Source organism: Pseudomonas sp. SAR267, from assembly GCF_052077595.1.
In the GTDB taxonomy this organism is placed as follows: Bacteria; Pseudomonadota; Gammaproteobacteria; order Pseudomonadales; family Pseudomonadaceae; genus Aquipseudomonas; species Aquipseudomonas vlassakiae.
In genome coordinates this window covers 2,079,104-2,101,954 of the sequence record NZ_JBQIHU010000001.1, presented here as the reverse complement: position 1 = coordinate 2,101,954, position 22,851 = coordinate 2,079,104, and the positions used below count along the sequence as shown (strand labels likewise).

The 22,851-nt window shown below is 63.4% G+C and carries 21 protein-coding genes; 9 read left to right on the top strand and 12 right to left on the bottom strand.

The genetic code is table 11. The features are described from left to right. Nucleotides 1-46 precede the first annotated feature (46 nt). From panC to dksA, 9 genes are all read right to left on the bottom strand, one after another. Nucleotides 47-910, bottom strand: coding sequence for a pantoate--beta-alanine ligase (panC, locus tag ACTORR_RS10115; RefSeq protein ID WP_054885625.1), 864 nt, complete (start codon nucleotides 908-910; stop codon nucleotides 47-49). Further along, nucleotides 907-1,707, bottom strand: coding sequence for a 3-methyl-2-oxobutanoate hydroxymethyltransferase (panB, locus tag ACTORR_RS10110; protein WP_054885624.1), 801 nt, complete (start codon nucleotides 1,705-1,707; stop codon nucleotides 907-909). Before panB ends, panC begins: the two co-directional genes overlap by 4 nt. A gap of 262 nt (nucleotides 1,708-1,969) precedes the next feature. Continuing rightward, nucleotides 1,970-2,449: a 2-amino-4-hydroxy-6-hydroxymethyldihydropteridine diphosphokinase gene (gene folK, locus ACTORR_RS10105; RefSeq protein ID WP_054885623.1), complete on the bottom strand. Its 480-nt coding sequence runs from the start codon at nucleotides 2,447-2,449 to the stop codon at nucleotides 1,970-1,972. Continuing rightward, nucleotides 2,446-3,837 carry a polynucleotide adenylyltransferase PcnB gene (locus ACTORR_RS10100; RefSeq protein WP_313364698.1) on the bottom strand — a complete coding sequence of 464 codons (1,392 nt, stop codon included), beginning with the start codon at nucleotides 3,835-3,837 and terminating at the stop codon, nucleotides 2,446-2,448. The genes folK and ACTORR_RS10100 overlap by 4 nt, the downstream gene beginning before the upstream one ends. A gap of 808 nt (nucleotides 3,838-4,645) precedes the next feature. Beyond that, nucleotides 4,646-6,088, bottom strand: a complete 1,443-nt coding sequence (locus tag ACTORR_RS10095; protein WP_054885621.1) for a sigma-54-dependent transcriptional regulator — start codon at nucleotides 6,086-6,088, stop codon at nucleotides 4,646-4,648. 4 nt (nucleotides 6,089-6,092) lie between these two features. Further along, nucleotides 6,093-9,068 carry a sensor histidine kinase gene (locus ACTORR_RS10090; protein WP_176509684.1) on the bottom strand — a complete coding sequence of 992 codons (2,976 nt, stop codon included), beginning with the start codon at nucleotides 9,066-9,068 and terminating at the stop codon, nucleotides 6,093-6,095. Then, nucleotides 9,052-9,228, bottom strand: coding sequence for a hypothetical protein (locus ACTORR_RS10085; RefSeq protein ID WP_003250005.1), 177 nt, complete (start codon nucleotides 9,226-9,228; stop codon nucleotides 9,052-9,054). Before ACTORR_RS10085 ends, ACTORR_RS10090 begins: the two co-directional genes overlap by 17 nt. Before the next feature lie 245 nt (nucleotides 9,229-9,473). Continuing rightward, complete coding sequence (gene gluQRS, locus ACTORR_RS10080; protein WP_054885661.1) at nucleotides 9,474-10,361, bottom strand: tRNA glutamyl-Q(34) synthetase GluQRS; 888 nt, start codon at nucleotides 10,359-10,361, stop codon at nucleotides 9,474-9,476. 63 nt (nucleotides 10,362-10,424) lie between these two features. Further along, nucleotides 10,425-10,871 (bottom strand): RNA polymerase-binding protein DksA, encoded by a 447-nt coding sequence (gene dksA, locus ACTORR_RS10075; protein ID WP_054885619.1) that lies wholly within the window; start codon nucleotides 10,869-10,871, stop codon nucleotides 10,425-10,427. Nucleotides 10,872-11,082: 211 nt separating this feature from the next. Between dksA and ACTORR_RS10070 the strand changes: the two genes are divergently transcribed. Both ACTORR_RS10070 and sfsA read left to right on the top strand, forming a co-directional pair. Then, entirely contained in the window at nucleotides 11,083-12,255 is a 1,173-nt protein-coding gene (locus tag ACTORR_RS10070) for a pyridoxal phosphate-dependent aminotransferase (RefSeq protein ID WP_286934370.1), read from the top strand. Continuing rightward, nucleotides 12,256-12,969, top strand: coding sequence for a DNA/RNA nuclease SfsA (sfsA, locus tag ACTORR_RS10065; protein ID WP_054885617.1), 714 nt, complete (start codon nucleotides 12,256-12,258; stop codon nucleotides 12,967-12,969). Here the strand turns inward: sfsA and ACTORR_RS10060 are convergent. Beyond that, on the bottom strand, nucleotides 12,959-13,276 hold the full coding sequence (locus ACTORR_RS10060) for a Rieske (2Fe-2S) protein (protein ID WP_054885616.1): 318 nt from the start codon (nucleotides 13,274-13,276) through the stop codon (nucleotides 12,959-12,961). The genes sfsA and ACTORR_RS10060 overlap by 11 nt on opposite strands. Nucleotides 13,277-13,424: 148 nt before the next feature. Here ACTORR_RS10060 and ACTORR_RS10055 point away from each other — a divergent pair, with 148 nt between their 5' ends. From ACTORR_RS10055 to ACTORR_RS10040, 4 genes are read left to right on the top strand one after another with little or no spacing between them, the layout of a single operon-like run. Next, entirely contained in the window at nucleotides 13,425-14,300 is an 876-nt protein-coding gene (locus ACTORR_RS10055) for a heme/hemin ABC transporter substrate-binding protein (RefSeq protein WP_286934365.1), read from the top strand. 50 nt (nucleotides 14,301-14,350) lie between these two features. Then, a complete protein-coding gene (locus ACTORR_RS10050) occupies nucleotides 14,351-15,334 on the top strand; it encodes a FecCD family ABC transporter permease (RefSeq protein WP_178075580.1) in 984 nt (327 codons plus the stop codon). Further along, nucleotides 15,334-16,101: a heme ABC transporter ATP-binding protein gene (locus ACTORR_RS10045; protein ID WP_054885613.1), complete on the top strand. Its 768-nt coding sequence runs from the start codon at nucleotides 15,334-15,336 to the stop codon at nucleotides 16,099-16,101. Before ACTORR_RS10050 ends, ACTORR_RS10045 begins: the two co-directional genes overlap by 1 nt. 12 nt (nucleotides 16,102-16,113) lie before the next feature. Beyond that, on the top strand, nucleotides 16,114-17,001 hold the full coding sequence (locus ACTORR_RS10040) for a ChaN family lipoprotein (RefSeq protein ID WP_286934363.1): 888 nt from the start codon (nucleotides 16,114-16,116) through the stop codon (nucleotides 16,999-17,001). Nucleotides 17,002-17,202: 201 nt separating this feature from the next. Here the strand turns inward: ACTORR_RS10040 and ACTORR_RS10035 are convergent, their stop codons facing one another. Then, the gene (locus tag ACTORR_RS10035) at nucleotides 17,203-17,478 is read right to left on the bottom strand and encodes a TfoX/Sxy family protein (RefSeq protein ID WP_054885611.1); all 276 of its coding nucleotides are present in this window, start codon (nucleotides 17,476-17,478) and stop codon (nucleotides 17,203-17,205) included. 185 nt (nucleotides 17,479-17,663) lie between these two features. Beyond that, entirely contained in the window at nucleotides 17,664-19,226 is a 1,563-nt protein-coding gene (locus ACTORR_RS10030; RefSeq protein WP_054885610.1) for a bifunctional aminoglycoside phosphotransferase/ATP-binding protein, read from the bottom strand. Between the two features lie 117 nt (nucleotides 19,227-19,343). Here ACTORR_RS10030 and mrcB point away from each other — a divergent pair, with 117 nt between their 5' ends. The 3 genes from mrcB to ACTORR_RS10015 are packed head-to-tail and all read left to right on the top strand — an operon-like array spanning nucleotide 19,344 to nucleotide 22,799. Beyond that, nucleotides 19,344-21,665: a penicillin-binding protein 1B gene (gene mrcB / locus ACTORR_RS10025; RefSeq protein WP_054885609.1), complete on the top strand. Its 2,322-nt coding sequence runs from the start codon at nucleotides 19,344-19,346 to the stop codon at nucleotides 21,663-21,665. A gap of 16 nt (nucleotides 21,666-21,681) precedes the next feature. Beyond that, complete coding sequence (locus tag ACTORR_RS10020; RefSeq protein ID WP_054885608.1) at nucleotides 21,682-22,467, top strand: tetratricopeptide repeat protein; 786 nt, start codon at nucleotides 21,682-21,684, stop codon at nucleotides 22,465-22,467. Further along, nucleotides 22,467-22,799 carry a YqcC family protein gene (locus ACTORR_RS10015; protein ID WP_054885607.1) on the top strand — a complete coding sequence of 111 codons (333 nt, stop codon included), beginning with the start codon at nucleotides 22,467-22,469 and terminating at the stop codon, nucleotides 22,797-22,799. Before ACTORR_RS10020 ends, ACTORR_RS10015 begins: the two co-directional genes overlap by 1 nt. The last annotated feature ends 52 nt before the right edge of the window (nucleotides 22,800-22,851 follow it).

The following is a 22,851-nucleotide window of genomic DNA, read 5'->3' as shown; positions in this document are numbered from 1 at the left end:
ATGGGTATGCAGGGGGAATTTGGGGCTGCGAAGCAGCCCCGGAAGGTTATGCGGTCTTCTCGTCCAGATGCAGATACAGGTTGTCGATCAACCGGGTATTACCCAAGTAAGCAGCAACCAGAATCACCAGGTCCCGGTCACCGAACGCTGCCGGGCGCAGGTTCACAGCATGGCGCACTTCCAGATAATCCGGGCGCAGGCCGGCAGCGCTCAGCTGTGCCTTGCCTTGCTCGATCAATGCTGCGAAATCCACCTGGCCGCGGCCGAGCGCCTCACCGATCTGCTGCAGGGTGCGATACACCACTGGCGCCGTGGCGCGTTGCTCAGGGGTCAGGTAACCGTTGCGTGAAGACAGCGCCAGGCCATCTTCGGCGCGCACGGTCGGCTCACCGATGATCTGGATCGGCATGTTCAGGTCGCGCACCATGGCGCGGATTACCGCCAGTTGCTGGTAGTCCTTTTCGCCAAACACGGCCAGGTCTGGCTGGACCATGTTGAACAGCTTGCTGACCACGGTCGCCACGCCTTCGAAATGCCCAGGGCGGCTGGCACCGCACAGGCCTTCGGACAGGTTGGGCACGCTGACTCGTGTCTGCACGCTCATGCCGTCCGGGTACATCTCTTCCACGGTGGGTGCGAACAGCAGATTGCAACCGGCCTGCAGCAGGCGCTCCTGGTCGGCGGCGAGGGTGCGCGGGTATTTGTCGAGGTCTTCGTTGGCACCGAACTGCAAGGGGTTGACGAAGATGCTGGCGACCACGAAATCGGCACGTTGGGCAGCCTTGGTCACCAGCGCGGCATGGCCGCTGTGCAGGTTGCCCATGGTCGGCACGAAGCCGATGCGCTTGCCTTCGCCGCGTGCACGAGCGACGGCGGCACGCAGTTCGCGGACGGTCTTGACTGTGTTCATGCGCTGAATCCGTGTTCGGCAGCGGGGAAGGCAACGTCTTTGACGGCCTTGACGTAGGCGGTGAGCGCGCTCTGGATATCGGGCTGGCCTTGCATGAAATTCTTCACGAACTTCGGCACCCGGCCACTCAGCGACAGGCCGAGCATGTCGTGCAGGACCAATACCTGGCCATCGGTAGCGCTACCGGCACCGATGCCGATCACCGGAATGCTCACTGCCTGGGTGATTTCTGCGGCCAGTTCGCTCGGTACGCATTCGAGCAACAGCATCGCCGCGCCGGCTTGCTCCAGCGCAATGGCGTCGGCGCGCATCTGCCGGGCTTGCGCTTCCTGACGGCCTTGGACCTTGTATCCGCCGAGGACGTTGACGGTCTGCGGCGTCAGGCCCATGTGCGCGCACACTGGCACGCCGCGTTCGGCCAGCAGGCGAATGGTTTCGGCCAGCCAGGCGGCGCCTTCGAGCTTGATCATGTGGGCGCCGGCCTGCATCAGCGTGGCGCAGTTGGCAAACGCCTGCTCGGGAGTGGCATGGGCCATGAACGGCAGGTCCGCCAGGATCAGCGCGCCATCATTGCCGCGTTTGACGCAGGCGGTGTGGTAGGCCATCTCTGCAGTGGTGACGGGCAGTGTGCTGTCATGGCCCTGCAGGACCATGCCCAGGGAGTCGCCCACCAGCAACACGTCGACGCCAGCCTGGCTGCAGGCCTTGGCGAAGGTTGCATCGTAGCAGGTCAGCATGGTGATCTTTTCACCCTTGGCCTTGAGGCCATGCAGGGTGGTCAGGGTTACTTCAGGCATGTAGGAAAATCCTCGTTCAGGCGCTGTGAAAAACGACTGCATACAACGCGTGTAGTCATCTTCCGGAGCGGCACATCATCGCGCGTGATGTTCGGGCACAGGTCCGTCCGGGCCTAAATACGGGTATGCGGCACCTTGGTGCCACACGGGACGCCTATAGTCGTGAGCGAGGTGGGGGAAGTCAATCACCCTGTTACCGCATTGTTACTAACAGGGTGTTACTTGCGTTACCGTGCCTGAGTGACTATCTCAAACGCCCGGTTTACAGGCGTTCCAGGCCGACGAATGGGCAGGCTTGGAGCAGTTCGGCGAGGGCGCGGCCATCGGCCAGACAGAAGTCGTCTGCCACCAGCTCGGCCAAGGGGTACAGCACGAAGGGGCGCGCATGCATGTGGTAGTGCGGCACCTGCAGGCGTGGCAGATCGATGACCTGGTCGCCGAACAGCAGGATATCCAGGTCGAGGGTGCGCGGGCCCCAGCGTTCCTTGCGCACGCGGCCCTGGTCGTTCTCGATGGCTTGCAGGGCGTCGAGCAGTTGCAGTGGTGCCAGGGTGGTGTCGAGGGCGGCTACCGCGTTGGTGTAACGCGGCTGGCCGGGCAGCAGCGAGTCGCTGGTGTACAGCGCCGAAGCGCCCGCCAGGCGGCTGTCGGCAATCTGGTCGAGCGCCTGCAGGGCGCTGCGCAGTTGTTCTGCGGGGGCGTCCAGATTGCTGCCGAGGCCGATGAAGGCGCGCGTGGTCACTCGAACGCCTCGTCACCACCGCTGCGCTTGCGCTTGCCGCCACTGCGCTTGCGTTTGCGCGGGCCGGCAGCAGCGCCTTCGTCACGGCTGCCAAGCTCACGGATCATCTCGCGGCGCTCGCTGTCATTGGCATCCTGATAGTCGGTCCACCACTGGCCCAGATCGTCGGTTTCTTCGCCGGCGCTTTCGCGCAGCAGCAGGAAGTCGTAACCGGCACGGAAGCGCGGGTTGTCGAGCAGCAGGTCGGCGCGCTTGCCACTGCGGCGCGGCAGGCGTTCCTGCATGTCCCAGATCTCGCGGATGGGCAGGGTGAAGCGTTTCGGAATGGCGATGCGTGCGCACTGCTCGGCGATCAGGTCGTGGGCTGCGCCGTTCATGGCCGGAATCGGCGGCACGCCTTGGCTCTGCAGGTGCAGTACACGGCTTGGCAGGGCTGGCCAGAGCAGGGCGGCGAACAGGAAGGCCGGGGTTACCGGCTTGCCCTGCTTGACGCGCAGGTCGGTGTTGTTCAGCGCCTGGCTGATCAGGGTATGGGTGTAGGTCGGACGCTCTTCCAGGGCATGGGCACTGGCCGGGAACAGCGGTTCGAACAGCTCCAGGTCGACCAGCATCTCGAATGCGATGGCCCCTTGGCCGGAGAGGAACAGCTTGAGGCATTCCTCGAACAGGCGTGCGGGCGGGATCTCGCGCAGCAGCGGGGCCAGTTTGCGGATCGGCTGGAAAGTGTGCTTCTCGATACCGAAGTCCAGCTTGGCGGCAAAGCGCACTGCGCGCAGCATGCGCACCGGGTCTTCCTGGTAGCGGTGGGTCGGGTCGCCGATCAGACGCAACAGACGGTTGCGGATGTCGTGCACGCCATTGGCGTAGTCGAGAATGCGCTCGCTGACCGGATCGTAGTACAGGGCGTTGATCGTGAAATCGCGGCGCTGCGCGTCTTCTTCCAAAGTGCCGTATACGTTGTCACGCAGGATGCGACCGCTGGCGTTGTGGGACGAACGGTGGCTGTCACCCTGGTCGTCTTCGGAGTGGGGCGCACGGAAGGTGGCGACTTCGATGATCTCACGGCCGAAATGCACGTGGACCAGCTTGAAGCGCCGACCAATGATGCGCGCGTTGCGGAACTCGGCACGCACCTGCTCGGGCGTGGCGCTGGTGGCGACGTCGAAGTCCTTGGGCGTGATGCCCAGCATCAGGTCGCGGACGCAGCCACCGACCAGATATGCCTGGTAGCCCGCGCTCTGCAGGCGCTCGACGATGTTCACCGCGTGGCGGCTGAACTGGTGGCGCTGCAACGAGTGTTGGCTCTTGTTGATCACATCAGGCGTGGTGCGCCTGTGGTGCTGGCCCGGTACGGGAGGGCGGAACGACTGGAACAGCTTCTTCAGCATGGGATGCACTGTTTGAAGGAATGTTCGGCCAAGAATAGGAGAATGGCCGCATGATGGGCGGGGATTCTAGCATTTACTCGGGGAATGGTGTAGGCGGTAGCAGGAGGCCCTGCCGAGGGGGAGAAACGACAAGGGGAGCCTAAGCTCCCCAAGAAGTCGTTGCGTGCTCTTATTGTTTTTTTACTGGGCTTCTTGTTTTTGTTGAGTGCCCTGTCCACAAATCTCGAAGCTTGTGGACGACCCCCAATCCAGGGGTAAAGAGCAAACGGATTGCTTTGGTCGCTGACGTCATGTTGATCGTTCGATCCAACCAGTTCAGGCGCTGCTTTGAAGTGCAGTTTTTGTTGTTCTCTGCCTGGTCGTGGGGCAAGCCCCAAACACGCATCCTCTCCAAAAGAATCAGTTAGCTGCGCCTCCGCCGTCTTGTTCTTATTGTGCGTGAGCCGTTTCGTCTTGTTCTTATTCTGAGTTGCTGTGCTTGTTATTGTTCTTGTACCAGACATATAGCAGGTGCCGTGCCAACTTTTCAAAACCCAGTGAAATCAAGGGCTTGGCGAAATTTTGCGTTTGGCGGCGGGCTGGAAATGTGGATTTTTCGTTACCGTACGCCTCGTGAACTGTTACGGCGGAAAGGTTGGGTAACAGATTTGTGCGGGAACTGAGGTGTTACCCGGTGTGTGCATTGGCTTTGCCGGCCCATTCGCGGGCAAGCCCGCTTCCACAGGATCACGCAGTGTCAGAGACTGTGTAAATCCTGTGGGAGCGGGCTTGCCCGCGAAGAGGCCGGTAAGGCCAACGGAGATCTGAATCAGTTGTCGCTGGTCGCGTTGCTCTTGCGCCGTGGGATGCCCAGGCGCTGGCGCCGTTCCCACAGGCACTTGCGGCTGACCCCGAGCTTGCGTGCCAGCTCGGTCTCGGTCATGTGGTCCTGGTGCTCGAGTACGAAGTGCTGGAAGTAGTCCTCCAGCGACAGGTCCTCGGTCGGTTCATGGCTGGCACTGCTGGCGCTGGCCGCGACCAGAGCATTGTCGAGGATGTCATCCTCCTCGAGGTCGCTCAGCTCGATGTCGATGCCCAGCATGTCGGCGGAAATTTCCGCACTCTCGCTAAGGATCACCGCACGCTCCACGGCGTTTTCCAGTTCGCGCACGTTGCCCGGCCAGCTGTAATGACGAATGGCTTGCTCGGCCTCGGCCGAGAAGTGCAGGTCGTCACGACCGATGCGCGCGCTCTGGCGGGCGAGGAAGGCATTGGCGATCTCGTTGACGTCACTGCCGCGCTCGCGCAGGGCCGGCAACTTCAGGGCGATCACGTGGAGGCGGTAATACAGGTCTTCGCGGAACTGCCCGGCCTTGGCCAGGTTCTTCAGGTCGCGGTGGGTCGCGGCGATCAGGCGCACGTCGACTTTTTGCGACTGTACCGAACCGACCCGGCGAATCTCGCCTTCCTGCAGCACGCGCAGCAGGCGTGCCTGGGCTTCGAGCGGGAGTTCACCGATTTCGTCGAGGAACAATGTGCCACCGTCGGCGGCTTCTACCAGGCCAGCACGGCCGGCACTGGCGCCGGTGAATGCCCCTTTTTCATGGCCGAACAGTTCCGATTCGATGAGGGTCTCCGGAATGGCCGCACAGTTCACCGAAATCATCGGCGCCTTGGCGCGCCGTGACAGGTTGTGCAGGGCGCGGGCGACCAGTTCTTTGCCGGTGCCCGACTCACCCTGGATCAGCACGTTGGAGTCGGTCGGTGCCACCTTGCGGATCTTGCTGTACATGTCCTGCATGGGCGGGCACGAACCGATGATGCCGATCTCGCCATTGGCGGCGGCACCTTTGTCAGCTGGCGCGGCCTTGCCGTTGGCCCGCGGTTCGGCGGCCGGGGCCGGCGCGGCTGCCGGCGCGTTCTGGCGGTCACGCAAGATGCGCGCCACGGCCTGAAGCATTTCATCGTGATCGAAGGGTTTGGCGATGTAGTCCACCGCGCCCATCTTCATCGAGTCCACCGCCGATCGCAGGCTGGCGTAGCTGGTCATGATCAGCACCGGCGTGCCCTGGCCAAGCTTGATCAGCTCGGTGCCCGGGGCACCCGGCAGGCGCAGGTCGCTGACGATCAGGTCGAAGGTGGCAATGCTGAAGCGTTCCTGGGCTTCCTGTACCGAGCCGGCTTCGCTGACCTGGTACTGATTGCGTTCGAGCAGCCGACGCAGGGCCGAGCGGATGATGGTTTCGTCTTCGACGATCAGAATGTGCGGCATTGATTCAATTCTCTCGACGGTCTCGAATTTCAGGGGACGTCGCTACGACATGCCGGGGCAGGGTCACGCGGATCCGGGTGCCACGTTGCCGTTCGATATCGGCCGGGCTGTCGATGGTGATTTGCCCATAATGCTCTTCCACGATGGAATAGACCAGAGCGAGCCCCAGTCCGGTTCCTTCGCCCGGGTCCTTGGTGGTGAAGAACGGTTCGAACAGGCGGTCCATGATGTTCTTCGGGATCCCGCTGCCTTCGTCCTCGACGATAAGGTCGACGGTGTGCTCGCTGACTTCGCTGCGCACCCGCACGGCGCTGCCAGGCGGCGAGGCGTCGCGGGCATTGGACAGCAGGTTGATCAACACCTGGGCGAGGCGCTGCGGATCACCCTCGGCCCAATGGTCCGGGTCGCAGAGATTGAAGAACTGTACTTCGAAGTTGCGCCGGTTCAACGCCAGCAGACCGATGGCGTCTTGTGCCACCTCGGCCAGGCATACCGGCTCTTCACTGTTCTGATGGCTGCCGCCGGCGTGGGCGAAGCTCATCAGCGACTGGACGATGCGCGACACGCGCTTGGTCTGCTCGAGGATCTGGCTGGACAGCTCGATGATTTCCCCATCGCCTTCACGCTCCTCGCGCAGGTTCTGCGCCAGGCAGGCAATGCCGGTAATCGGGTTGCCGATTTCGTGGGCCACGCCAGCGGCCAGGCGGCCGATGCTGGCCAGGCGCTCGGAATGCACCAGTTTGTCTTCCAGGGCCTGGGTTTCGGTGAGGTCCTCGACCAGCAGCACCAGGCCGCTGTTGCCGGGCGCCAGGGGCTCGTCGATGGCCGCCTTGTGCAGGTTCAGCCAGCGCGGTTGACCGTCCAGCGCCAGGCGCTGCTTGTGCAAATGTTCGTCGGGCACGTTGATGAAGCCCTGCAGCAGGCCGCGCCAGGGTTCGCTGATGGTCACCAGGCGCGAGCCGACCACATGCTTGGCGGCAATGCCGGTCAGCTCTTCCATGGCCTTGTTCCACATCAGGATTTCCTGGTCCTTGGCCAGCGAGCAGACGCCCATGGGCAGCTCTTGCAGGGTCTGGCGGTGGTAGCGGCGCAGGGCGTCGAGTTCGGCGGCAAGGCCGGTAAGGCGCGAGTGGTAGTCTTCCAGGCGGCTCTCGATGAAATGGATGTCCTCGGTGACGTAGTTCTCGTTACCGGACTTGTACGGCAGGAAGGTCTCGACCATGTCCTGCGCCACGCTTGGCCCCATCAGGCCCGAGAGGTTGGCCTCGATACGGTCGCGCAGGCGGCGCAAGGCATAGGGGCGGCGCTCATCGAACGGCAGATAAAGGTCTCGCAGGGCCTGTTCGACCTCCTTCTGCGCCGCCTTGGCGCCAAGTGGTTTGGCCAGTTGGGTGGCGAATTCCTGTGGCGATGCGGCGTGCAGCTCGCGGCGCTGCGGCCGGCGCACGTTGTCCACGGCGCAGGCCTCGGCGGCGCTGACTTCCTCAGTGCTGGCGTTGGTGAACAACGAAATCAGCGTGAACAGCAGCACGTTGGCCGCCAGCGAGGCAATGGCCGCCATGTGCCAGCTGGTGTCGTCTAGCACATAGATCATGTCCAGCAGCGGGATATAGAAGCCCTGCAGGTTGCCCAGCAGCGGCAGCAGCATGGTCACCAGCCACACCACGGTCCCGGCCAGCAGACCGGCGATGAAGCCGCGGCGGTTGGCGGTCGGCCAGTACAGCACCGACAGCACGCCTGGCAGGAACTGCAGGGTGGCGACGAAGGCTACGATGCCCAGGTTGGCCAGGCTCTGGTGGTTGTTCTGGGTCAGGTAGAAGACGAAGCCGGCAGTGATGATGGCGACGATCAGCGCCCGGCGGGTCCACTTCAGCCAGCGGTAGATATTGCCTTCGGCAGGCGGCTGGTAAAGCGGCAGCACCAAGTGGTTGAGGGCCATGCCCGACAACGCCAGCGTGGTGACGATGATCAGCCCGCTGGCGGACGCGAGCCCGCCAACGTAGGCCAGCAAAGCCAGCGCCTGGTTGTTGGCGGCGATCCCCAGGCCCAGGGTGAAGTACTCGGGGTTGGTGCTGGCGCCCAGGCGCAGGCCGGCCCACAGCACCAGCGGCACGGCCAGGCTCATCAGCAGCAGGAACAGCGGCAGGCCCCAGCTGGCGCTGACCAGCGAGCGCGGGTTGAGGTTTTCGGTGAAGGCCATGTGGTACATGTGCGGCATGACGATGGCCGAGGCGAAGAACACCAGCAGCAGGGTGCGCCATGGGCCTTCCTGCAAGGGGGTGTGCAAGGCTGCCAGGGCCGTCTGGTTCTGCAGCAGCCACACTTCCAGTTGGTGCGGCCCGCCAAACACACCATACAGCGCATACAGGCCGATGCCGCCCAGGGCCAGCAGCTTGATCACCGACTCGAAGGCGATGGCGAACACCAGGCCTTCGTGTTTCTCACGGGTGGCGATATGGCGCGAGCCGAAGAAGATGGTGAACAGGATGATCAGCGCACAGAAGGCAAAGGCCACCCGGGCCTTGACCGGTTCGCCGGTAAGGATGCTGATCGAGTCGGCCACTGCCTGGATCTGCAGGGCAAGCAGGGGCAGCACGCCGATCAGCATGATGAGGGTGGTCAGCGCGCCGGCCCAGGTGCTGCGAAAACGGAACGCCAGCAGGTCGGCCAGTGACGATAACTGGTAGGTGCGGGTAATCTTGAGGATCGGGTAGAGCAGCACCGGCGCCAGCAGGAATGCACCGGATACCCCCAGGTAACAGGCGAGGAAGCCGTAGCCATACTGATAGGCCAGGCCTACCGAACCATAAAAGGCCCAGGCACTGGCGTAGACGCCCAGCGACAAGGTGTAGGTCAGCGGGTGGCGAATGATGGAGCGCGGGATCAGCCCTCGCTCGCTGATCCAGGCCACGCCGAACAGCACCATCAGGTACGCGGCGCTGATCAGGATCATCTGGGTCAGGCTAAAGCTCATCGGCATCTCGTTGGCTCTGCAGGATGAAGGTGACGACGATCAGGATCAGCCAGAGCAGGTAGGGGCGGTACCAGGCACCGGTCGGTTCGATCCACCAGTCCATGATGGCCGGGGAGAACAGGTAGATCCCCACGACCAGAAGCAGGACCAAACGATAGATGTACATGCTGGCCTCGAATGGTTGGGCGCTGCGGGCTTGGACTTATTATTGGCGCAATTGACTGTGGCGATGCTAGCGGTAATCCATAGGGTTCGCCAAGAGTCTGAATTTATTACGCTTTTGAATTTGAGCGGTATTTACCTGTGCCGTCCTCTTCGCGGGTGAACCCGCCCCCACAGGTACTGCACAGGTCCCGGGCATTGCACCGCTCCTGTGGGCGCGGGTTTACCCACGAACAGGCCATGCCTGCTTCAGTGCAAATCAGCCTCTGGCACCGTCAACTGCCGGGCAATGGCTTCTGGTCGCCACTGCTCGCGTGCTACCGCCAGCACTTCGGCGGGTGTTGCCAGCAGCAGTTCGGCATCGGTTTCCTGCCCCAGCGCCCGCAACGCGCGCAGCAGCAAAGGCGTCGCCTGCTGCGCCTGCAACGGCGGCGAACGATAGGACTTGCCCAGCTTGTGCCCGTCAGGCTGGACGATCAGTGGAATGTGCAGATAGCGCGGTTGCGAAAAGCCCAGCAACTCCTGCAGGTACAGTTGGCGCGGCGTGTTGTCGAGCAGGTCGGCCCCGCGCACGATATCGGTGATGCCTTGCCAGGCATCGTCCAGCACCACCGCCAGTTGATAGGCATAGAGCCCATCGCGTCGCTGGATGATGAAGTCGCCCACTTCGCGCCCAAGATGCTGCTGGAACTCGCCTTGCACCCGGTCGCTGAAGCGGTAGATCAGTTCGGGTACCCGCAGGCGGATCGCCGCGCCTTCCCGGGCATGCCCCGCGTTACGGCAATAGCCTGGGTAGATGCCATTGTGCCCCTCCAGCTGCTTGCGCGAGCAGGTACAGGCGTAGGCCAGGCCCATGCTGAACAGGCGGTCGACCACGGCGGCATAGGCTTCGTGGCGCTGGCTTTGATAAACCACTTCGCCATCCCACTCCAGGCCGTAGCGCTCGAGGGTCTGCAGTATCGCGTCGCGGGCCCCTGGCATTTCCCTGGGTGGGTCGGTGTCTTCCATGCGCAACAGCCAGCGGCCGTCCACGGCGCGGGCATCGAGCCAGGAGGCCAGGGCGGCAACCAGCGAGCCGAAGTGCAGGAAGCCGCTTGGGGTGGGGGCGAAGCGTCCGATATAACGGGAGTCTTTCATGGCATTGCCGGGCATATAAATGAAACGGGGCGCATGATGCGCCCCGTTCGGATGGAAGACGTGTCAGCCTTTGCCGACGGTCTTTTCCTTTTTCTCCGCGATTTCCTTGCAGTCGAAGCACAGGTCGGCGGTAGGACGGGCTTCAAGGCGGCGCAGGCCGATCTCGATGCCGCACGATTCGCACCAGCCGTATTCTTCGTCCTGGATCTTCTGCAAGGTCTTGTCGATCTTCTTGATCAGCTTGCGCTCGCGGTCGCGGTTACGAAGCTCCAGGGCAAATTCTTCTTCCTGGCTGGCGCGGTCGGCCGGATCGGGGAAGTTCGCAGCTTCATCCTTCATGTGGTCTACGGTGCGGTCGACACTCTGCATGAGCTCGCTTTTCCAAGCATTGAGCAGCTTGGTGAAGTGATCCCTCATGCGGTCGTCCATGTAATCTTCGCCCGTGCCCTCTTGATAGGGCGCGACACCGTACATGGTCTGACCGGTTTTTTGCTTTTCTACGGTGGACATGAATAGACCGCCTCTCACTCATCTGATCCAATGCGCAGGCTGCTCCATCTCCGGCACCCGCCGGCCCTGCGACTGCGAGCCGCCGAACTTACCAGATAGATCGGGGGTTGCGCTAGCCCGCCCGATCCTAGGTGTTGACCGCAGCGCGCGGCGCACGTTCGGTGCGCTGCAAAGGTAGAATCAACAGTTTAGACCCAATTGAGAGAAGGTCATGGCCCACCCCTACAGCGCGCGCAGCCGCGCCATCGAACCCTTCCACGTCATGGCGTTGCTGGCGCGGGCCAACGAGCTGCAAGCAGCCGGCTATGACGTGATCCACCTTGAAATCGGCGAGCCGGACTTCACCACCGCCGCACCGATCGTCGCTGCCGGCCAGGCCGCGTTGGCCGCCGGGCATACCCGCTATACCGCCGCCCGTGGCCTGCCAGCGCTGCGCGAGGCCATCGCCGGTTTCTATGGCCAGCGTTATGGCCTGCAGATCGACCCTGAGCGGATTCTCGTCACGCCGGGCGGCTCCGGGGCGTTGCTGCTGGCCAGCAGCTTGTTGGTCGACCCCGGCAAGCACTGGCTGCTGGCTGACCCGGGTTACCCGTGCAACCGCCACTTCCTGCGCCTGGTCGAAGGCGGCGCGCAGCTGGTCCCAGTCGGGCCAGAGGTCAACTACCAGCTCACCGCCGACCTGGTCGAGCGTTACTGGGACAAGGACAGCGTCGGCGCCCTGGTCGCCTCGCCAGCCAACCCGACGGGCACCGTGCTGGGCCGCGAGGAGCTGGCCAGCCTGTCCAAGGCCACCCGTGAACGCCATGGTCACCTGGTCGTGGACGAGATCTACCACGGCCTGACCTACGGCATGGATGCGCCGAGCGTGCTGGAAGTGGATGACTCGGCGTTTGTCCTCAATAGTTTTTCCAAGTATTTCGGCATGACCGGCTGGCGGCTCGGCTGGCTGGTGGCCCCGCCCAATGCCGTGGCCGATCTGGAGAAGCTGGCGCAGAACCTCTACATCAGTGCACCGAGCATGGCCCAGCATGCGGCGTTGGCCTGCTTCCAGCCGGAAACGCTGGCGATTTTCGAAGCGCGTCGCGCCGAATTCGCCCGTCGCCGCGACTATCTGTTGCCGGCCCTGCGTGAATTGGGCTTCCGCATTGCCGTCGAGCCGCAGGGCGCGTTCTACCTGTATGCCGATATCAGCGCGTTCGGTGGCGATGCCTTTGCTTTCTGCCAGCATTTCCTTGAAACCGAGCACCTGGCCTTTACCCCAGGCCTGGACTTCGGCCGCCATTTGGCCGGCCACCATGTACGGTTTGCCTATACCCAGGGCCTGCCGCGCCTGGAGCAGGCGGTCGAGCGCATCGCCCGTGGGTTGCGGAGCTGGCAAGGCTGAATGGTGTTCTTTCCTCCACTTGAACAAGGGCGCCTGCTGCGTCGCTACAAGCGCTTCCTGGCCGATATCGAATCGGCCAGTGGCGAGCAACTGACCATCCACTGCCCGAACACCGGATCCATGCTTAATTGCATGCGCGAAGGCGGGCAGGTGTGGTTCAGCCGCTCCAACGACCCCAAGCGCAAATTGCCAGGCACCTGGGAAATCAGCGAAACGCCCCAGGGCCGCCTGGCTTGCATCAACACCGGGCGCGCCAATGCGCTGGTTGAGGAGGCGTTGCGTGCCGGAGTGATCCACGAGCTGGCCGGGTTTACCGCGCTGAAACGTGAGGTGGCTTACGGCGAAGAACGCAGCCGGGTGGATTTTCGCCTGGAGTTTGCAGCCGGGCCAGCCTATATCGAGGTCAAGAGCGTGACCCTGGGTTACCCGGATACTGCCGTGGCGGCGTTCCCGGATGCCGTGACCCAGCGCGGTGCCAAGCACTTGCGCGAGCTGGCGGCTTTGGCCCGCCAGGGCATTCGTGCGGTGCAGCTGTACTGCGTGAACCTGACCGGCATCGAGGCGGTACGCCCAGCCGATGAAATCGACCTTGCCTATGCCAATGCCCTGCGCGCAGCGGTGGCCGACGGGGTCGAGGTGTTGGCCTACGGGGTACGCCTGGATGACGAGCAGATCATCATCGACCGCCGGCTACCGGTGTTGCTCAACCCCTGAGCCAGATGCCCTGGCTGTCCTCATGGCAGTCCAGGGCCTGCAGCATTTCGCCTTCGCAGGGACCGGCCACGCATTCACCACTCTCGATCAGAAACAGCGCGCCATGATGGGCACAGTGGATCAGGCTGGCACTGTCGTCGAGAAAGGCATCTTGCGCCCAGTTCAGCGGGATGCCGCGGTGAGGGCAGCGGTTGCGGTACAGGTACACCTGGCCCTGACGGCGCACGCCGAACAGGTCGATGCCGTCTACGCTGAAGGCGCGGCTATGGCCCTCGGCCAGGGCCGTGGAAGGACAAAGAAAATGCATTGCAGGGAAGGCTCGTGAAACAAAGTGATGGCTTGACGCGTCAATGCGAATAATTATCAAATTGCCCGCATTTGCTGCGCCGGCTGCCTATGGTGCGCAGTTCCGCTGCCCGCCACAAGGCGTGCGGCCCGCCTTCAGAAGGAATCCGATGATGCGCCGTCCCGCTGGCTTGCTCGCCCTGTGCGTAGTTTTCGTTGCTTCCACTCAGGCCTTGGCCGCCGAATTGCCGCAGCGCTGGGTCAGCGCCGGCGGGGCGCTGAGCGAGTGGATCAGTGAACTGGGTGGCGAGCCACGCCTGGTGGGCGTCGATACCACCAGCCAGCACCCCGCGTCGCTGAAGGCCTTGCCGAGTGTTGGTTATCAGCGGCAGTTGTCGGCCGAGGGCATTCTCAGCCTGCATCCGGATGTGCTGGTGGGTACCGAGGAGATGGGGCCGCCGCCGGTGCTGGCGCAGGTGCGCAAAGCAGGCGTGCCGGTCGAGTTGTTTTCCAGTCAGGCCGATCTGGCTGCCGTTGACCAGAATCTCAAGCACTTGGGCACCTTGCTCGGTGCCGAGGACAAAGCCGCACAGTTGGCGGCGGGCTATCATCAGCAACTCGAAGCGCTGCAATCGCAGGTCAGGCAGGCTCAGCAGCATCATCAGGCGCCAGGTGTGCTGCTGCTGGTTGGGCATGCCGGCGCCCGGCCGCTGATTGCCGGGCAGGGCACTGCAGGTGACTGGGTGCTCCGCCAGGCGGGGGGGCGCAACCTTGCCGAACACCAGGGCTACAGGAATTTCTCCACTGAGGCGCTGGCAGCGCTCGACCCGGATGTCGTAGTGTTTTCCGATCGTGCGTTGAGCGGTGAGCAGGCCTTGCAGGCGTTGCTCAAAGAGAACCCTGCGTTGGCCGCTTCCCGAGCAGTGCGCGACAAGCGCCTGGTATCGCTCGACCCGACTTTGCTGGTGGGAGGTCTCGGCCCCCGCCTGCCAACCGCCATGCAGGAGCTGGCGACAGCGTTCTACCCGGCAAGCGCTGCCAAATGAAACAGCGTATCCCGCCGCGAACGCTTTTTGTTTGCCTGGCTTTGCTGTGCCTGCTGGCCATCTGGCTGTCGCTGGCCCTTGGGCCGGTCAGCCTGCCGCCAGGGGATACCTTGCGCGCCGGCCTGCGTTTGCTCGGGCTGCCAATTGCCGCTGACGGCCTGGAACAGGCAGACATGATCCTTGGCCAGATCCGCATGCCCCGTACGCTGCTGGGGCTGGCCGTGGGCGCTGTGCTGGCGCTTTCCGGAGTGGCCATGCAGGGCCTGTTCCGCAACCCGTTGGCCGACCCCGGCCTGGTCGGTGTCGCCAGTGGTGCGGCGCTGGGGGCGGCGGTGGCGATTGTCGGCGGCAGCTGGCTAGGGGGTGTCCCGGAAGGGCTTGCCCCGTACCTGCTGTCGGCCTGCGCTTTCATCGGCGGGCTGGGCGTCACGGCGCTGGTGTACCGATTGGGACGGCGTGAGGGGCAGACCAACGTCGCCACGATGCTGCTGGCCGGCATTGCGCTGACAGCGCTCGGCGGCTCGGCGGTGGGGCTGTTTACCTACCTGGCCGATGACGCCACGCTGCGCACGCTGACCTTCTGGAATCTGGGCAGCCTCAATGGAGCCAGTTACGAGCGGCTCTGGCCTTTGTTGCTGATCACTGCGGGGGTGGCGCTCTGGCTGCCGCGCCGGGCTCAGGCGCTCAATGCGTTATTGCTCGGTGAATCGGAAGCGCGGCATCTGGGCATCGAAGTGGAGCGGCTCAAGCGCGAGCTGGTGTGCTGCACGGCTTTAGGGGTTGGCGCTGCAGTCGCCGCAGCGGGGCTGATCGGCTTCGTTGGCCTGGTGGTGCCACATCTGGTGCGGTTGCTGGCTGGCCCCGACCATAGGGTATTGTTGCCAGCCTCGCTGTTGGCCGGTGGGGCCTTGCTGTTGTTTGCCGACCTGGTGGCGCGCTTGGCGTTGGCCCCGGCTGAATTGCCCATTGGTATCGTGACCGCATTCATCGGTGCCCCGTTCTTCCTGTTTTTGCTGGTTCGAGGGCGTAATTGATGCTTGAGGTCCAAAACCTGCATCTGCGCCGAGGCAGCAATGAAGTGCTGCATGACATCAATCTGCAGCTGGAGCCTGGGCAGGTGCTGGGCGTGCTGGGGCCTAATGGCGCGGGTAAGAGCAGCCTGCTGGGGGCATTGTGCGGCGAGCTCACGCCAAGCCACGGGCAGGTGACCCTGCAGGGTAGAGCCCTGGCTCAATGGCCGGGCCAGGCTCGGGCACAGCGCCTGGCGGTGCTGCCACAGGTATCCAGCCTGGGCTTCGCCTTCCGTGTCGAGGAGGTAGTCGGCATGGGGCGGCTGCCCCACGGCAGTGGTCGGCAGCGTGACCGGGAGATCGTCGAGGCAGCGTTGCGTGCCGCGGATGCCTGGCACCTGGTTGAGCGCAGTTACCTGGCGCTGTCCGGTGGTGAGCGCCAACGTGTGCACCTGGCACGGGTTCTGGCCCAGCTCTGGCCGGGGGAAAAGGGGACCACGCTGTTGCTCGACGAACCGACTTCCATGCTCGATCCTTTGCATCAGCATACGACGCTGGAAACCGTACGCAGCTTCGCCGACCGTGGTGCAGCAGTGCTGGTGATCCTGCATGACCTCAACCTGGCTGCACGCTACTGCGATCGTGTCCTGCTTCTCGAAAGCGGCCGCTGCCATGCCCTGGCCAGTCCCCGGGAGGTGCTGACACCTGTGTCACTCAAGGCCGTGTTCGGCATCGACGTGCTGGTGCAGGCGCACCCGGAACGTGGCCACCCGCTGATCATTACCCGCTAGGAGGCACTGCCCATGGGTCATCCTTTGCTGTGCGGTTCATTGCTGTGCCTGGCGCTGGCGCTGGGTGGCTGTCAGGCCAACCTGCCGCCGTTGCCGGCCTGGCAAAGCAGCGAGGGGCGGGATAACGCCGAACTGGGGCAGATTCACGATCTGGCCAGTGGACAGGTGATCAGCCCCGAACAGCTGGTCGAGCGCCTGGCCCATGCGCCACGGGTGTTGATCGGCGAGAAGCATGACAACCCGGATCATCACGCCTTGCAGCTGTGGTTGATGCGTGCGCTGCAGCTGCGCCGGGCGCAGGGCAGCCTGTTGCTGGAAATGCTGCAGCCCGAGCAGCAGGCCGGCGTCGATGCGCTCGCCGGGCGAGCGCAACTGCCACAGGACCTGCCCAAGGCCCTGGCCTGGGACGACGGCTGGGACTGGCAATTGTACGGCCCTATTGTGCGAGAAGCCTTGCAACACCATGTGCCGCTGTTGGCGGCCAACCTGTCACCCACCGAGATGCGCCAGGCCTATCGGCACCCTGCGGTTATGTCGGGAACCCATTCCAATGCGCCAGCGGTACGGGCGGCACTGCTCGAACAGGTGAAGCAGGGGCATTGTGGCCTGTTACCGGAAAGCCAGCTGCCAGCGATGCTGGCTGTGCAGCAACAGCGGGATCGGCGTATCGCCGAACGGCTGCTGGCGGCGCCGCAGCCAGCGTTGCTGTTGGCCGGGTCGTTCCATGTGCGCAAGGACTTGGGGGTGCCTTTGCACCTTGCCGATCTTGGCGCGACGGGCGAGAGCAAAGTGGTGCTGCTGGCCGAAGCGGGTGAGCAGGTCAAAAGCGGGATGGCCGACTTTGTCTGGTACACGGCGGCGATGCCCGAGCAGGACTACTGCGCGCAGTTGCGCCAATAGCAAAGACGCCTCTGGGCGGGGTGAACCTGCGGGCAAAAAAAGACCCGGCAAAATGCCGGGTCAATAACCGTGATTAGCCTGATGAGGAGATAATCTGAGAGTCCGAACCAGGGGCTCTTAGTTTATCCAACCAGTCTCGCGACCAGTTGTGATAATCATAACGATTCTCATTTAATCGTCAACACCCTTCTCGCGTTTATTTCAGTTTTTTTTGGCGATAGGGCATTTCGCATCCAGTTGTTGATTGAGCGCTTCCTTGCGTTCGGCTGGCAAATCGTTCCAGTGCATGTCCAGCAATGCACCTTCAATGGCGTACAACAGCACCTTCGACGCCCTGAACCCTCGCGTTTTTACGGCCTGATAGGCGCCCACCGCGCCGAGCCGGCGCAAGTCCGACGCGCTGTGGATACCCGCCGCATGCAACCACTGCGCAGAGGTCTTGCCAAGATTCTTCAGGTGCTGCAATTCATCGTTCATCGAGCCTCCTTGCGATGGCTGAACGGGTCTAGGGGATAAATCGCGAGCAGGTCAGAGAGGAGTGTAGCGGGGGTTGGAAAATGCGCGGCCTTTTGCCATCGGGGACGACGAGCTGACAGGGGCAGCCTGTGCCGGCCTCTTCGCGGGTGAACCCGCGAAGGGGCCAGTACGGAAAAGCGGAGGACTTACAGGCCTGGCAGACGCTGGCGAATCTGGTCGATCACCTGGTCCATGCCGCTGGCTTCCTGGGTATCGATGCGGGTGCTGTTTGCCAGCTCCTGGGCATCCAGTGGCTCACGGCTGGCCTGCTGGGCCTTGACCACTTCAAGCGTGGCATCCGACGGGTCGCTGTTCTCGGCCTGGCGCTGTTCCAGCCAGCTGGCGATCACCGCTTCCGGTGCATGGCAGTCGAGGATCAGGAATGGCACCCCAGTCTCGTTGGCCACTGCTGCTGCGGCCTGGCGCTGTTCAGCCTTGAGGTAGGTGGCATCGAGCACCACCGGGAAGCCGGCACGCAAGATCGTCGCCGCCAGCGCGTGCAGGCGCTGGTAGGTGGCCACGCTGGCGTCCTGGTCATAGATCCCGGCCGCGAGTTGGCCGGCGTTCTGCGCCTGCTGTTCGCCGAACAGGCGCTTGCGCTCCACATCCGAACGCAGGCGAACCGCGCCCAGCGCCTCGACTAGGCGCATGGCCACGTGGCTCTTGCCCACTGCCGACACGCCATGGGTGATAGCAAGCAGGCGGGAAGGAATGGCGCTGTAGCTTTCCGCCAGGTTGGCGTAGTTGCGGTAGGTGCGCAGGGTCGTGGCGCGCTGCACGGCGTCGGCATCGGCCGACAGGCTGAACAGGGCGACCTTGGCCCGTACCAGTGCGCGGTAGGCCTTGTAGAAGTTCAGCAGTTCCAGGCCGGCGTAGTCGCCGGTCAGCTCCAGGTACTGGCTGATGAAGCGGCGGGCCAGGCACTTGAGGCCACGGTCTTCCAGGTCCATGGCCAGGAAACCGATGTCGGCGTAGACGTCAGTCAGGCGGAACGGCTCGTTGAACTCGATGCAGTCGAAGATCACCACCTTGCCATCGATCAGGGTGGCGTTGCCCAGGTGGATGTCACCGTGGCACTCGCGGATGAAACCATTGGCCTTGCGCGCCTGGAGCAGGCCATGCAGGCGCTCGAAGCTGCTGCGCGCCCAGGCCTGGAGGTTGTCCAGTTGCTGCAGGTCGGCTTTGTCGCTGAGGAACGGGCGGATCTGCTCGAAGTTCTGCTCGACCGGAGCCATCACGCTTTCCGGGGTGCCCAGCGGATGCTCCGGCGACACTTTCGGTGCCTGCAGGTGGAATTCGGCAATCTGCCGGGCCATCTGGTCGATGTGGCTGGTATTCAGCTCGCCATTGGCCTGCAGGGTGTTGAGCATCTGGCCTTGGGGGAACTGGCGCATCTTCAGTACATATTCGATCGCTTCACCTTCACCACCGATCTGTGGCGCTTCGGCGCTGCCGGTGATTGGCAGGACTTCAAGGTACAGGCCGTCGGTCAGGCGCTGGTTCAGACGCAGCTCTTCGTTACAGAAATGCTGGCGCTGGCCCAGGCTGGTGAAGTCGAGGAAGCCGAAGTTCATCGGCTTCTTGATCTTGTAGGCGTACTCGCCGGTGAGCAGGACCCAGGAGATGTGCGTCTCGATGAGCTGGAACCCGTCCACGGGATGAGGGTACAGGGCAGGGTTCTGCAACGCGTTGATCAAGGCTTGGCTCACGGGAAATCCTTCCGGGGACAGGGAATTCGAAAGCGCCATTATGGTCAATGGTGCCGTCCCTGCCTACCGCCAGAGGGCGCCTGCCTACCCTTCATAAAGTGCGTATAATCCGCCGCCATGACTCGAACCCGAAATCCTCGTACCCCTCAGAAACGCCCGACCGGCCGCTCGCGCGCCTGGCTGGGCTGGGCCTTGAAGCTCAGCCTGGTCGGCCTGGTGATCGTCGCCGGCTTCGCGGTTTACCTTGATGCCATCGTTCAGGAGAAGTTCTCCGGCAAGCGCTGGACCATCCCGGCCAAGGTGTATGCCCGGCCGCTGGAGCTGTTCAGCGGCCAGAAACTGAGCAAGAACGACTTCCTCACCGAACTCGACGCCCTCGGTTACCGGCGTGAAAGCGCGGCCAACGGCCCGGGCGCGGCGGCGGTCAACGGCAATACCGTCGACCTCAATACACGTGGCTTCCAGTTCTACGAGGGTATGGAGCCTGCGCAGTTCGTGCGTGTGCGCTTCTCCGGCGACTATGTGGCAGACCTCGCCGGTGCCAACGGCAAGAAACTCGACGTGGTACGCCTTGAGCCGCTGATGATCGGCGGCATCTACCCGAAGAACCTCGAAGATCGCATCCTGATCAAGATCGACCAGGTGCCGCCATACCTGCTCGAAACCCTGGTAGCCACCGAGGACCGGGACTTCTACAGCCACTTCGGCGTGTCGCCCAAGTCCATCGCCCGGGCCATGTGGGTCAACACTTCGGCCGGTTCGATGCGCCAGGGCGGCAGTACCCTGACCCAGCAGCTGGTGAAAAACTTCTACCTGACCAGCGAGCGTAGCCTCACCCGTAAGCTGACTGAAGCGATGATGGCCGTGCTGCTGGAAATGCATTACGACAAGCGCGAGATCCTCGAGGCCTACCTCAACGAAGTATTCGTCGGCCAGGATGGCCAGCGCGCCGTGCATGGCTTCGGCCTGGCCAGCCAGTTCTTCTTCAGCCAGCCGCTGTCGGAGCTGAAACTGCACCAGATCGCCTTGCTGGTTGGCATGGTCAAGGGGCCGTCTTATTACAACCCGCGGCGTTACCCTGACCGTGCGCTGGCGCGGCGTAACCTGGTCCTCGACCTGGTCGCCGAGCAAGGCGTGGCCAGCCAGGCGGAGGTCGATGCGGCGAAGAAGATGCCGTTGGGCGTAACCAAGCGCGGCAGCCTGGCCGACAGTTCGTTCCCGGCATTCCTTGACCTGGTCAAGCGCCAGTTGCGCCAGGACTACCGTGACGAAGACTTGACCGAGGAAGGCCTGCGCATCTTCACCAGCTTCGACCCGATCCTGCAGATGAAGGCTGAAACCTCCATGGCCGAAACCTTCAAGCGCCTGGCCGGGCGTAAAGGTGCCGACGAGGTGGAATCGGCGATGGTCGTGACCAACCCGGAAACCGGCGAGGTGCAGGCATTGATCGGCAGCCGCCAGTCCGGGTTTGCGGGCTTCAACCGTGCCATCGACGCCGTGCGGCCGATCGGCTCGCTGGTCAAGCCGGCGGTGTACCTGACCGCGCTGGAGCAGCCAAGCAAGTACACCCTGACCTCCTGGGTGCAGGACGAACCGTTCTCGGTAAAAGGAGCCGATGGCCAGGTATGGCGCCCGCAAAACTATGACCGGCGTTCGCACGGTACGATCTACCTGTACCAGGGCCTGGCCAACTCACTGAACCTGTCGACTGCCAAGCTCGGCCTGGAAGTCGGTGTGCCGAATGTGATCAAGACCATTGGCCGCCTCGGCGTCAACGTCGATTGGCCAGCCTTCCCGGCAATGCTGCTGGGTGCTGGCGGCATGTCGCCCATGCAAGTCGCGACGATGTACCAGACCATCGCCAACGGTGGCTTCAACACGCCGATGCGCGGCATCCGCAGCGTGCTCACGGCCGAGGGCGAGCCGCTCAAGCGCTACCCGTTCCAGATCCAGCAGACCTTCGACCCAGGTGCTATCTACCTGGTACAGAACGCCATGCAACGGGTGATGCGTGAAGGTACCGGTCGCTCGGTCTACAACGTGCTGCCAAGCTCGCTGACCCTGGCGGGCAAGACCGGCACCAGTAACGATTCGCGCGACAGCTGGTTCTCTGGCTTCAGTCAGGACCTGCTGGCAGTGGTGTGGATGGGCCGAGACGACAACGGCAAGACGCCATTTACTGGTGCCACCGGCGCCCTGCAGGTGTGGACCAGCTTCATGAAGAAGGCCGACCCGCTGCCATTGGACATGCCACAGCCAGACAATGTGGTGCAGGCCTGGATCGATCCGTACAGCGGCCATGGTTCTGACAGAAGCTGTCCGGGCGCCGTGCAGATGCCGTATATTCGCGGCAGTGAACCGCCCGCCGGAGCGACCTGCGGCGGTGAGCAGAATCCCGTAGAGTCGGTCATGGACTGGGTCAAGGGCTGGATGAACTGAGCCCAACGCAGCATTGATGAGGTGTGAATTGAAAAAGTGGCTGTTTCCTGCCGTGACGGCGCTGGTAGTGCTCCAGGGTTGCTCCAGCGTGCCGCGAGGCAACATTCCGGTGGTGGACTCGAGCACCCGGGTGTCCAATAGTGAGCGCGTCCAGGCCCACCGTTCGGCGGGCATGAGCAACGGCACCGCGCAGGCACAGTCGCTGCCAGAGGACTCGGGCGTGACCGTGATGATTCCGCAAGGCGCGGGGGCCGCAGGCATCCAGACCTTCCCGGCGGGCAGTAGCGCGGCGCCAATCAGCACCGGCCCTATCACGCCAGGCCCTGTGACTTCGGCGCCGATCACGACAAACCCTAACCCGATCGCTGACGAACCCTTCGATATCGCATCGATGAACAGCGCGCCGGCCGCATCCAGCGCGCCGACCGGCATCCCGCGCAGCAGTGCCGCTTCCGGTGGTCTCTCGGCCGATGAACAGCTTGATGGCCCGGTACTGGCGCTGCTGACCACCGCTCAGTCGCAGCAGGGCAGCGGTGACTTCAACGGTGCCGCCTCGAGCCTGGAGCGCGCCCAGCGCATTGCCCCGCGCGAGCCTCAGGTGCTGTTCCGCCTGGCCCAGGTGCGCCTGTCGCAGGGCGACGCGCCACAGGCCGAGCAACTGGCCCGCCGTGCGTTGACCTACGCCAATGGCCGCCCCGACCTGCAGGCCGAGCTGTGGAACACCATCGCCCAGGCCCGCGATAAGCAGGGTGACAGCGCCGGTGCCGCCTTGGCGCGGCAGAAAGCGCGGGTCAGCTCGTGATGATCGAGCAACGCGTTCTCGATATCGCCGACCACCTGCTGCTCATCGAGCGTGAGCTGCAGGTGCAAGGCTGGTGGGATGATGAGCCGCCGAGCGACGACGCGCTGGCCAGTACCGTTCCTTTCGCGGTCGACACGCTGAGCTTCGAGCAGTGGTTGCAGTGGATTTTCCTGCCACGCATGAAGATCATCATCGAACTCGGCCACCCCCTGCCCAATGCCTCGAGCATCCTGGTGATGGCGGAAACCGTGTTCACCGATCGTCCGGAAGAAAGTCGCGAGCTGCGCCGCCTGTTGGCAGCATTCGATCAATTGATCGCTCCTTCCGCCTGATTTCTTCAGTTTTTCCTTCAAGGGCCGCAGATTGTGGCCCTTTTTTATTAAA